Consider the following 11,445-nt stretch of genomic DNA (forward strand, 5'->3'; position numbering starts at 1 on the left):
CGGTGTGCGGCGGGGCCGAGCCGCAGCAGCTCTGCATCCGCCGCGGCTGTGCTTCGCCGGGAGGCGGGAGTGGCACCGGCGGCGGAGATACCCGGCACTGCTGCCGTCTCGGTGGCGGCCAGCAGCAGCAGCACCTCGGTGGCCCGGCAGTTCACCGAGAACCGCTCCAGCCAGCCCTGGGCAACGCCGGGCTCGCCCGCCAGGCGACGGATCACAGCGGATCGAGGGCCACCAGGGCCCGCAGGGCCTCAGGGGGTTCGCCGATCGGCGACTGCAGCCGTGGAAAGATCCAGTAGGCCACCGCATGCAGGGCCAGAACCACGATCACGTTCTGGATCAGCACCAGCAGGAGGGCGGCCAGCTGGACCTGCAGCAGCTCGAAGCCCGCCCCCATGCCCAGGAGGCCGCCGATTCGCTCCAACAGGCCGGCGGCGGCGGTGGTGATCACGACCCAGAGGTTTTCCCCCACCAGCACCGAGAGCACCACCACGCGCACCAGGAAGCCGGCCGCGCCGATCAACGCACCCACCGACCAGGTGAGCCACCAGCTGGCCTGGCGCCGCCAGCCCCAGCCCAGCCAGAGGGCCAGCAGGCCATAGGGAAACAGCACCAGGGGGCCCCGGATCGGGCCCATCAGGGCCACCAGCAGCAACGCCGTGACCACCACGCCCTCGCTGGCGCAACGCCAACCATGGCGAAGCTGCAGCAGGGCCAGCGGCAGGGGCAGGGCGAGGCGGAAGAGGGGACTGCCTACCGGCAGGTAATACAGCGCCATCCACAGCAGCGCCGTGGCGGCGGCCAGGTAGGCGGTCTCCATCAGCTGGCGGGCCTGGCGCTGGCTGAGGGGCGGGTTGCTGCGCACGGGGAGACGGCTCAACGGGCTGCTGCGGACGAGGGGCTCATCGGGGGGCGGGCGCCGGGGTGCTGATCGGAGCGGCGGGGGCACTGGCTGGGGCGGCTGCCGGCACCCGCTCGATGCTCTCCACCTCAAACGAGAGACCGGCGGCGCGCAGGGCCTGCGTCAGGGCCTCGGCCGGCGCGGCGGGATCGGCCTGGGGCAGCTGGATCGTGACCCGGTAGGGAGCTGGGGTGGAAGGTCGCACTTCACTGGGTCCCTTGCCGGCTGGCTTGCTGCCGGCTCCGCCGGCAGCGGCGGTTCCAGCCGATGGATCGGCTGGGGCAGAGGTCGTCTTGGACGGGTCAGTCCTGGCTGGGCCTGGGGTCGGTGGTGCCGTTTTGCCCTGGCCTGCCTTTGTCTGGTCAGCCGGCACAGGAGTGGTCAGCACCGGTGTTTCCGGCGTGGTGCCGGCAGTGCTGGAGGCGGCGGCGGGAGTCCCTGTCCCGGCTGGATCGGCGTTGCCGGCACCGGGGAAGCTGCCTGCCAGACGAGCCCCGAGGGGGGAGCCGCTGCAGCCGCCGGCCAGCAACGCCAGCAGGCCTGCCGCCAGCAGAGGCCGGAGGGGGCCGTGAGCGGGAGTGCTCAACTGCCGGCCGCCTTGATCACTCGCACGGCACTGGCCCGCAGGCGACCGGTCTTGGTGGTGGCGGGGGGCTTTTTCGCCGCTGGTTTGGCTGCGGAGGTGCCGCTGGCTGCATTCTTGGGGGTTCCGGTTTTGGAAGCGGTGCCTGTCTTGCCGGCACCGGTCTTGGCCGCAGTTGCTTTCGAGGAAGCGGTCTTGCGGCCCTTGCCCTTGCCGCTGGCCGCCTTGGCCCCCAGCAGCTCCACGGCCTGCTCCAGGGTGATCGTCTCGGCGGTGATGCCTTCCGGCAGGGAGGCATTCACCTTGCCCTGCTTCACATAGAGGCCATAGGGCCCATCGAACACCTGGATGGCCTCCTCGGCGCCCTCGGGCGTGCCCAGATCCTTGAGCGCCGTGCGGCCACCGCGGCCGCGCTTGGGCATGGCCAGCAGCTCCAGGGCCCGCTCCAGACCCACGGTTAGCACATCGTCTTCGGCCTTGAGGGAGCGGTAGTCCTTTTCCCCCTTGCCCTTGTCGTGCACCACGTACGGACCGAAGCGTCCCAGACCCGCCTGCACCTTGCCGCCATCGGGATGCTCTCCCAGCAGCCGCGGTAACCGCAGCAGGCCCAGGGCATCGGCGAGGCTGAGCTCCTCAGGCTTGACACCCTTGGGCAGGGAGGCCCGTTTGGGCTTGGGGTTCTCGTCGCTGACCTGGCCCTTCTGCACATAGGGGCCGTACTGGCCGAACAGCAGATAGACCGCTTCTCCGGTTTCAGGATCCTCCCCGAGGGATTCGGGCCCCTCAGCCTTCTGCTTGAGGATCAGCTCGGCCTTTTCCGCATCGAGATCACCGGGGGTGATCTCCTGGGGCAGGGTTGCCTTGAGCAGCTCTTCGCTGCCGTCTTCGCTGACGCGCTTGGTTTCGAGGTAGGCGCCGAAGCGGCCGATCCTCACCACGCAGGGCAGGCCCTCCAGCTCCACCGTGCGCGAGACGCCGGGGTCGATGTCCCCCTCCCTCTGCTGCACCTGGGTTTCGAGGCCGGTTTCGCCCTTGTAGAAAGCCTCGAGATACGGCAGCCAGGACACCTTGCCGTGGGAGATCTCATCGAGGGTGTTCTCCATGCGGGCGGTGAAACTCGTGTCCACCAGATCCGGAAAGTGCTCCTCCAGGAGTCCGGTCACGGCGAAGGCGGTGAAACTGGGAATCAGGGCGTTGCCATGCTGAGTGGCATAGCCCCGGTCCACGATCGTGCCGATGATCGAGGCGTAGGTGGAGGGTCGACCGATGCCCTCCTTCTCAAGCATCTTCACCAGGGCCGCTTCGCTGTAGCGGGCGGGGGGCTGGGTCTGGTGGCCGAGGGCCTCCACGGCCTTGCAGGACGGGCTGTCCCCCACCGCCAGGGCGGGTAGCAGCACTTCCTGGCCCTCCAGGGCGGCATCGGGATCGTCGGATCCCTCCACGTAGGCCCGGAAGAATCCGGCGAAGTCGATCCGCTTGCCACCGGCGCGGAAGTTGGCGGTGCCGAGGCTGCCGCCGGCCGCCACCTCCAGTTCCACGCTCAGCATCGTCAGGCGGGCATCGGCCATCTGGCTGGCCACCGTGCGTTTCCAGATCAGCTCGTAGAGAGCCAGATCGCGGCCGTCCAGGCCGGTGTCGCTGGGGGTGCGGAATCGTTCGCCGGCAGGCCGGATCGCCTCGTGGGCCTCCTGGGCGTTGCGGGCCTTGGTGCTGAACTGCCGCGGTGCCGGGCTGAGGTAGTCCTTGCCATATTTCTCGCTGACGCAGCTGCGGGCGGCGGTGATGGCCTGATCACTGAGGTGCACCGAGTCGGTGCGCATGTAGGTGATGAAGCCCCGTTCGTAGAGGCCCTGGGCGGCGCGCATGGTCTCGCGGGCCGACAACCGCAGCTTGCGGTTCGCTTCCTGCTGCAGGGTGCTGGTGGTGAAGGGGGGCACGGGTCTGCGCACCGTGGGTTTCTCCTCCACCGTCTTCACCTTCCAGGTGGCGGCCTGCACGGCGTCCTGGAGCTGGCGGGCTTCGTCCTCGGCCAGCAGCTTCACGGTGCTGCCAGCCTTGATCGCACCGGTGGTTTCGTCGAAGTCACTGCCGCCGGCGATCCTTTCGCCGCGCAGATGGGTGAGTTTGGCCTCGAAGCCACTGCCGGCCTGTTCCAGAGCGGCCTTGAGGTCCCAGTAGCTGCCACTGCGGAAGGCCCGCCGCGCTCGCTCGCGTTGCACCAGGAGGCGCACCGCAACCGACTGAACGCGTCCGGCCGACAGGCCCCAGGCCACCTTCTTCCACAGGAGGGGGGAGAGGGTGTAACCGACCAGCCGATCCAGGATGCGCCGCGTTTCCTGGGCGTGCACCAGCTCCATGTCGAGCTCGCGGGTCTGGTCGAGGGCCCGGCCGATCGCCTCCTTGGTGATCTCGTGGAACACCATCCTCTTGACCGGCACCTTGGGGCCGAGCAGCTGCAGCAGATGCCAGCTGATGCTCTCGCCTTCCCGGTCTTCGTCGGTGGCCAGCAGCAACTGATCGGCGCCCTTGAGGGCCTCCTTGAGCTCCTTCACCACCTTTTTCTTGTCCTTCGGCACCACGTAGAGCGGTTCGAAGGCATTGGCAGTGTTGACCCCCAGATTGGCCCACTTCTCGCCCTTGTGGGCCGCCGGGATCTCGCTGGCGTTGTTGGGCAGGTCACGCACGTGACCCATCGAGGCCTCCACCCGGAAGTCCTTGGGCAGGAAGCCACGGATCGTGCGGGCCTTGGTGGGGCTCTCGACGATGACCAGGGTGTGGGCCACAGAGACGCGACGGACCGGTTCCCTCTTTATCGCATCGACCAGCCGGTTGCCGTGTGTCGCTTTCTCGCCCCCCTGTCAGGAAGCCTCGGACAGGGTGCCGTGGCTACCAGGCGGCGCGGCTACAGTCCGCAGCACCGGATCCCTCCCTCGTCAGCTGCCGCGATGTTTCTGCCCGGTGTTCTTCCTCCCGCCGTGGCGGACAGTGCCTCGACGGCTGCGTTCTCCCCTGGGCTGAGCCTGCAGCTCCATGCCGGGGCGATCGCGCCGGAAGCGGCTGTGTTGATTGCCCTGCTGGCCTGTCTTCTGGTGGACCTGGCAGGCGAAAAAGCTGCGAGCCGTTGGGTCCCCCCTCTCTGTTACGCAGGTCTCGGCACGTCGCTGGTGCTGCTGGCCCTGCAATGGAATGGTCCGCAGGAGCCTGCGTTCCTCGGATCTTTCCTTGCCGACAACCTAGCGATCGCGTTCCGCGCTGTGGTGGCAGCCTCCACCCTCTTGTCCCTGCTGCTGAGCTGGCGCTACGTGGAACAGAGCGGCACGCCGGTGGGCGAGTACGCCGCCATCCTGCTGGCCGCAACCCTCGGGGCGATGTTCCTGTGTGGCGCCACGGATCTGGTCAGCATCTTCATCTCGCTGGAAACCCTGTCGGTCTCCAGTTATCTGCTGTCGGGCTACATGAAGCGTGACGCCCGCAGTTCCGAAGCAGCGCTGAAATATCTCCTGGTCGGTTCAGCGGCGGCGGCCGTGTTTCTCTACGGCGCCTCGCTTCTTTACGGCCTGACCGGTGGTGGCACCACCCTCACCGATGTGGCAGCCGCACTGCAGACGAGTGCCTCTCCGGTCACAGCCCTGGCCCTCGTGTTCGTTCTGGCCACGGTGGCCTTCAAGATCGCCGCCGTGCCGTTCCACCAGTGGACACCGGACGTGTACGAAGGATCCCCGACTCCGGTCGTGGCCTTTCTCTCGGTGGGCTCCAAGGCTGCGGGTTTTGCCCTGGCTCTGCGGTTACTGGTGGGTTGTTTCGAGAGCTTCGATGCCCAGTGGAAGCTTCTCTTCACTGTGCTTGCCGTGCTGAGCATGGTGCTCGGCAATGTGGTGGCTCTGGCCCAGACCTCCATGAAGCGGATGCTGGCCTACAGCTCGATCGGACAGGCCGGTTTTGTGATGATCGGTCTGGTCTGCGGCACCGAAGACGGCTTCGCGGCGATGGTGCTCTATATGGCGGCCTATTTGTTCATGAACCTGGGCGCCTTCGCCTGCATCATCCTCTTCTCGTTGCGTACGGGCAGTGATCGAATTGCCGATTACGCGGGTCTGTATCAGAAGGATCCTCTGATCACTCTCGGCCTCAGCCTCTGTCTGCTGTCGCTGGGCGGCATCCCGCCGATGCTCGGCTTCTTCGGCAAGATCTACCTCTTCTTCGCCGGCTGGGCCGACCACCAGTACCTCCTGGTGGTGGTGGGTCTGGTCACCTCCGTGGTGTCGATTTACTACTACATCTCCGTGATCAAGATGATGGTGGTCAAGGAGCCCCAGGAAGCTTCCGATGTGGTGAAGGCTTATCCAGAGATCAGCTGGAATCTCGCCGGTCTCCAACCGCTCCGTGCCGCCCTGATCACCTGCCTTCTGGCTACCGCCGTGGGCGGTGTGCTCTCCAATCCGCTGTTCACCTGGGCCAACAGCACCGTGGCGGGCACCCCTATTCTCATGCGCGCGATCGGTTGACGGTGGCATCGGAATCTGGCGTCGGCGACCCCGTTGCCTGCCTCGATCATGTGAGCAAGATCTACGGGGTCGGTGACCAGGAGGTCCGTGCCCTCGACGACCTCAGCCTCACCGTCAACCGGGGCGATTACCTGGCGGTGATGGGAGCCTCCGGATCCGGGAAAAGCACGGCCATGAACATTATTGGCTGCCTCGACCGCCCCAGCGGCGGCAGTTACCGCCTCAATGGCACGCCGGTGGAGCGGCTCGACGACGACCAGCTGGCCGATCTACGCAACCGCGAGCTCGGCTTTGTGTTTCAGCAGTTCCACCTGCTGCCCAACCTCAGCGCCCTCGACAACGTCGTACTGCCAATGGTGTACGCGGGAATTCCAACGGCGGAGCGGAGTGAGCGTGCCCGCCATGCCCTGGAGCAGGTGGGACTGGCCACACGGATGAACAACAGGCCCAACCAGCTCTCGGGTGGTCAGCAGCAGCGGGTCGCGATTGCGCGGGCGATCATCAACCAACCGGCCCTGCTCCTGGCCGATGAACCCACCGGGGCGCTCGATTCCCACACCACTGCTGAAGTGCTCGACATCTTCGATGACCTGCATCGCAACGGCATGACCGTCGTGATGGTGACCCACGAGGACGATGTGGCAGCCCGTGCTGAACGGGTGGTGCATTTTCGCGACGGGCATATCGCCGACTGACCATCCCTCAGCGGCTAATCCCACAGAGCCGGATTTGTTCAGCTCGCCTTGCTGGCGGAACTACCCGGTCCGGCTTGGGCCGACGGCCTCTCCAGGGTCTGCAGCAGCTGGCCCATCAGCAGGGCAATGGCATCGCTGCCCACGGCAGCTCCGCCTGGATCAAGGTCGCCAGGGTCGACGGCCACCCAGCCGCCATCCTGGGGAAGGCGCAGCTCGAAATGCAGATGAGGGCCTGTGCTCATGCCGGTACTGCCCACCCGGCCGATCACCTCACCCTGCCGTACCTGATCGCCTGCTTTGACGTAGAGCTCGGACAGGTGCCCGTACAGCGAGCGGCGGCGGGGGCGGTCGTGCTCCACCTCGATCGCCAGGCCGTAGCCGCCGGCAGGACCACTGCTCACCACCCGGCCGGAAAGAGCCGCCACCACTGGTGTTCCCTCCGGTGCAGCAAGATCGCGCCCTGCATGCATCAGCCAGTTGCCCAGAAGCGGGTGCAGTCGCCAGCCGAAGCCACTGCTGGTCACCGCCGACCCGATCAGAGGGAACAGCAGACGGCGGTTGCCGTTTCCGGCGATCGGGGCTGGCCGGGGGGTGACACGGAAGACCTGGGCCAGACTGAAGCTGCCGTCAGGGCCCGCCAGCAGCGCCGATACCGGCACTGTGAGCGGCGGCAGCGGCTGGCCATCTCCGCCGATCCGCGCGAAGCCTCCCTGCTCCAGGCCGGCAACCTGCGTTTCGGGACCACGACCGCGCCACCGCACCACCAGGCCGGTGCGGCATTCCTGGGCGGAGAGAGCGCCGCTGCTGCAGGCCTGCCGATGGGCCGGCAGCCCCTGGGGATAGATCGAGCCCGCTGAACGGACCCTGTCCCGCTCGGCAGAGGTCACCACTCCCTGGCGCACCAAGGCGTCGAGGGAAGCATCGAAGCGGCTGGGTGCCCGGGCTGGGGTGGCCTGGGGATCGGGGCGCAGCGGCTGGGGATCGAGGGCCGTGATCGGCCTCGGATTCCGTATCTGGGGATTGGGCGATTGCGGGGTGATCGGCCGGGCCGGCAGGACACGGGCCGGAGGGGTGGCCGGCTCAGGAGCCGCGGCGGATGGCGGAGCGATCAACTGAGGTGGCGGAGCCACCGGTGCTGAGAGATCGGCTGCACTGCCGCCCTCAGCGGGGGAGATGGCTTCACCCCAGGCCAGGCCGGCCGCCGTCAGGGGCAGCAGCGCCACCATGGCGATGAGGGTCTTGGCGGAGAGCACCGTCAGAAGGAAGGCAAAGGAAAATCTGATCTTGAGTTTAGGCAGCTCGGTCAGTCACCCAGAACTCAGAACCGGCGTTGCAGGAGGATGCGCTCCGCGCCACGCTGCAGCACCAGGCTGCCATTCGTCGACAGATCCACCGCCTTCCAGGCCACACCACCGTGTAGCACCGGCGCCACTGGAAGCAGCAGTCGCTGGCGGGCTTCCCGCAGCACCCGTCCTGGCGCAAGGGCGTGGGTCGCCGCCCACTCAAGGCCCCGCAGCAGATGGGCCGCCAGGCCGGTAGGAGCGGTAGCCCGGGCGGCGGCGCTGCCGCGCCAGCTCGGCTGGGTCGCCGCCAGGGCCGTCGCCACAGAAATAGCCCCCGGCGGCACCGGGTTGATGCCATTCAGGCCCACCCCGACCTGGGCCCAGCGCACCTGCTCGCCCCGCAGCCGCAGGCGAGGCAGGAGGCCAGCGATCTTTTGCCCCTCCACCAGAAGATCGTTGGGCCATTTCAGCTGCACCGTCAGGCCCAGGGCCTCGAGTTCCAGGGCCAGACCCACCGCGACCGCCAGGCCAACCGCCGCGCCGCGGGGTGGCGGCAGTGCCCAGGGCAGGGCGGCACTGAGCCACACTCCCCCGGCTGGAGATTGCCATGGGCGTCCCCGTTGCCCCTGGCCGAACCGCTGACGGGAGGCCAGCACCGCCCGCGGCGCGAATGCCGCCGACCTGGCGCAATCGGGTGGCACCGCCGTCAGCCAGGCCTCCAGTTCCCGCTCGGTGCTGGCGCAGATCGTTCGATGGCGCAGCCACCAGTCGGGGAAGGCGGAGGGGTCAGGCTGGCTGCGCTGCAGCCGCCGGCGGGCCCGCAGCACGGCGGCGGCACTGAGGGGCGAGCGTCGGGCCCGAAGGCTCACAACTGCCGCAACCAGGCCCCGATGCGAGCAGCACCGGCCTCCAGTTCCTCGCTGGGATGCACCAGGGCCAGGCGCAGCCACCCCTCACCGGCCGCCCCGAAGCCGTTGCCGGGGGTGAGGGCCACGCCGGTGGCCTCCAGCAGGGCGGCGCCGAAGGTCTCGGAATCCCAACCACGGGGCCTTGCCGCCGGTGGCAGGGCCAGCCAGAGGTAAAGGGCCATCGAGGGGCGCCGCACCGGCCAGCCCGCTGCCTCCAGAGCTGTCGCCATGCGATCACGCCGCTCCCGGTACACGGTTCGCAGGCGCTCGGGCCAGTGGGGCTCCTGTTCCAGGGCGGCGATTGCCCCGGCCTGCAACGCCAGGGACTGGTTGAAGTCCACCACTCCCTTGAGCTGACGCAGGGCCGTGATCAGCCACTCGGCTCCGATCGCAAAGGCCAGGCGATATCCCCCCAGGCACCAGCTCTTGGAGAGGGAGAAGAACTCGATGCCGCAACGGCGCCAGCCGGGATGGCGGAGCAAGGCCGGCGCCTCCCCCTCAAGCGCCAGATCCACGTAGGGGTTGTCGTGGGCCAGCACGATGTCGTGGCGCAGGGCGCGGTCCACGAAGGGATCCAGCCAGTCCTGGGCGCCGGTGGTGGCGGTGGGGTTGTGGGGAAAGCCCAGCACCATCAACTTCAGGGCCTGCCACTGGCTGGAGGAGAGCTGCTCGGGATCCGGCCGCCAGTTCCGCGCCGGGTCGAGGGGCAGGAACACCGGTCTGGCCGAGGCCAGGTGCAGGCCGCCCCGGTGGGAGGGGTAATAGGGATCCAGCAGCAGGGCCTGGTCCCCTGGATTCAGCACCGCCAGAGGCAGGTGGGCGGTGCCTTCCTGGGAACCGACCAACAGGAGCACTTCACGCTCCGGATCCACGGCCACGCCGAAGCGGCGCTCCGCCCAGGCGGCGGCGGCCTCCCGGAACGGCAGGGTGGCGGCATGCAGGCAATAGGCGGCACTGTCGGACCGCTGCAGGGCTGCAGCGATCGCGCTGATCGCCGCCGGCGGGGGTGGCAGGTCAGTGGAGCCGAGCGAGAGGTCGAGCAGGGGAGGCAGCGATGCGCCTGCTGTGGAGGCCTCCCGATTCAGACGGGCGACATAGTCAGCCTTGCGGCTGTCGTTGCGGGCGAAGACACCGCTGCCCAGCTGCGACAGACGCTCAGAGATGGGCATCCAGGAAAGCCTTGAGCTGCGGCCTGGCCATGGCGCCTTCGTGGCGCGCCACTTCGACGCCGTCGCGGAACAGGATCAAGGTGGGCAGTCCCTGAATCTTCTGGGCATCGCGGGTGGCGGGATTGGGATCGGCCTCCAGCTTGCCCACCAGCAGACGGCCGTCGTATTCGGAGGCGGCCCAGTCCATCAGCGGCGCCATCAGGCGACAGGGCCCGCACCAGGGGGCCCATACATCGACCAGAACGGCCCCCTCAGCACCGAGTACCTCCGCTGCAAAAGTGGCATCGGTGACCTCGGCAACGGGCACGGCGGCAGAAGGAACGCTGGGTGAATTGTATGGACGGGGCCTGTGGATCCGGCGGATCAGAGCCCATGGATCCTGCGGATCAGGGCCCATGGATCCTGCCGAATCAGAGTCTGTGCCTGGATCAGAGCTTGTCGATCGAGCGCTTGAGTTCTTCCAGGTCGGCATCGACTTCCGCCACCTTGACCGGCTCAAGCTGCGGCATGGGGCCCTCGGCCGGCGGCAGGCCAGCCGCTGAGGCGCCGCCTTCGAGTCGGTTGCGCAGCGCCGCCAGCTCGTCGTCCACGTCATTGCCACCCTGCAGGGCCGCGAACTGGCTCTCGAGATCGGCACCGGCCAGCTCGGCCGCCGCCTGGCTGCGCGACTCCTGCTCCAGCACCTTCTCCTCCATCCGCTCGAAGGCGGCCATGGCGGAGTTGGTGCCGAGGTTGCCCACGGCGCTCTGCAGCTGCTCCTGGGCCTTGGCGGCCTGGGAGCGGGCCTTGAGCATGTCTTTCTTGGTCTTGGCTTCGGCGATCTTGCCCTCGAGCGCCACCAGGCTCTTCTTGAGGGTCTCCACCTGCCCCGCCTGCGACTGCAGCTGGGTGTTCAGTGCCGTGGCCGTGTCCTGGTAGGTCTTGCGACGGGACAGGGCCTCCCGGGCCAGATCCTCCTCCCCCTTCTTGAGGGCCAGCTCGGCGCGCTCGTACCAGATCTTGGACTGGGCTTCGGACTGCTCGGCCTGGTTCTGGATGCGCTTCTGAGAGGCGATGGCGGTGGCCACGGCCTGGCGCAGCTTCACCAGGTCGTCCTGCATGTCGGCGACCGACTGATCCAGGATCTTGGCGGGATCCTCCGCCTTGCTGACCAGGTCATTGAGGTTGGCCCGCAGCAGGCGGCTAATCCGATCAAAGAAGCCCATGGATCACGTACGGGGCAAGGCCCGAGGGTAGCGGGCATCGCCGGGGAACTCTGGATCGGTTGCCCACACCTAGGCTCGATCCATGGCCCCTCAGACCGGGAAGCCCGCCGCCGCAGGCGAGCCGCCAGAGCCCAACCAGCCCGACTCCCGGCCAAGCCCGGACGGCCCCACGATCGGCGAGAGTCTGTCCCGCAAGCTC

General features: G+C 68.1%; 10 protein-coding genes and 1 pseudogene. 2 read left to right on the forward strand and 9 right to left on the reverse strand.

Annotated elements, in window-relative coordinates:
* The 4 genes and pseudogenes from VB716_RS13085 to topA all read right to left on the reverse strand — a co-directional run.
* Positions 1-215: pseudogene (locus tag VB716_RS13085) on the reverse strand (NaMN--DMB phosphoribosyltransferase); the annotation flags it as partial.
* Positions 212-817 (reverse strand): DUF2232 domain-containing protein, encoded by a 606-nt coding sequence (locus VB716_RS13090; protein WP_197172212.1) that lies wholly within the window; start codon positions 815-817, stop codon positions 212-214. The pseudogene VB716_RS13085 and the gene VB716_RS13090, both read right to left, overlap by 4 nt.
* An 82-nt stretch (positions 818-899) precedes the next feature.
* Positions 900-1,484: a hypothetical protein gene (locus VB716_RS13095; protein WP_197159361.1), complete on the reverse strand. Its 585-nt coding sequence runs from the start codon at positions 1,482-1,484 to the stop codon at positions 900-902.
* Positions 1,481-4,264: a type I DNA topoisomerase gene (topA, locus tag VB716_RS13100; RefSeq protein ID WP_322757524.1), complete on the reverse strand. Its 2,784-nt coding sequence runs from the start codon at positions 4,262-4,264 to the stop codon at positions 1,481-1,483. The genes VB716_RS13095 and topA overlap by 4 nt, the downstream gene beginning before the upstream one ends.
* 162 nt (positions 4,265-4,426) lie before the next feature.
* On the opposite strand from topA, the gene VB716_RS13105 reads away from it, so the two are divergent.
* Both VB716_RS13105 and VB716_RS13110 read left to right on the forward strand, forming a co-directional pair.
* Positions 4,427-5,986 (forward strand): NAD(P)H-quinone oxidoreductase subunit N, encoded by a 1,560-nt coding sequence (locus VB716_RS13105; RefSeq protein WP_197153810.1) that lies wholly within the window; start codon positions 4,427-4,429, stop codon positions 5,984-5,986.
* 50 nt (positions 5,987-6,036) lie between these two features.
* Complete coding sequence (locus VB716_RS13110; RefSeq protein WP_231605124.1) at positions 6,037-6,681, forward strand: ABC transporter ATP-binding protein; 645 nt, start codon at positions 6,037-6,039, stop codon at positions 6,679-6,681.
* A 38-nt stretch (positions 6,682-6,719) separates the two neighbouring features.
* On the opposite strand, the gene VB716_RS13115 is transcribed toward VB716_RS13110, so the two are convergent.
* The 5 genes from VB716_RS13115 to VB716_RS13135 form a co-directional block, all read right to left on the reverse strand.
* The gene (locus VB716_RS13115; protein WP_231597737.1) at positions 6,720-7,934 is read right to left on the reverse strand and encodes a M23 family metallopeptidase; all 1,215 of its coding nucleotides are present in this window, start codon (positions 7,932-7,934) and stop codon (positions 6,720-6,722) included.
* Between the two features lie 65 nt (positions 7,935-7,999).
* Entirely contained in the window at positions 8,000-8,833 is an 834-nt protein-coding gene (locus VB716_RS13120) for a biotin--[acetyl-CoA-carboxylase] ligase (RefSeq protein ID WP_231597730.1), read from the reverse strand.
* Positions 8,830-10,041 carry an aminotransferase class I/II-fold pyridoxal phosphate-dependent enzyme gene (locus tag VB716_RS13125; protein WP_197153809.1) on the reverse strand — a complete coding sequence of 404 codons (1,212 nt, stop codon included), beginning with the start codon at positions 10,039-10,041 and terminating at the stop codon, positions 8,830-8,832. Before VB716_RS13125 ends, VB716_RS13120 begins: the two co-directional genes overlap by 4 nt.
* Positions 10,028-10,348, reverse strand: a complete 321-nt coding sequence (locus tag VB716_RS13130) for a thioredoxin family protein (RefSeq protein ID WP_231597728.1) — start codon at positions 10,346-10,348, stop codon at positions 10,028-10,030. The genes VB716_RS13125 and VB716_RS13130 overlap by 14 nt, the downstream gene beginning before the upstream one ends.
* A 121-nt stretch (positions 10,349-10,469) precedes the next feature.
* Positions 10,470-11,246 (reverse strand): PspA/IM30 family protein, encoded by a 777-nt coding sequence (locus VB716_RS13135; RefSeq protein ID WP_197153807.1) that lies wholly within the window; start codon positions 11,244-11,246, stop codon positions 10,470-10,472.
* Positions 11,247-11,445: the final 199 nt, after the last annotated feature.

Origin of the sequence: Synechococcus sp. CCY9201 (assembly GCF_034931105.1) — a bacterium.
Taxonomy (GTDB): Bacteria; Cyanobacteriota; Cyanobacteriia; order PCC-6307; family Cyanobiaceae; genus CBW1002.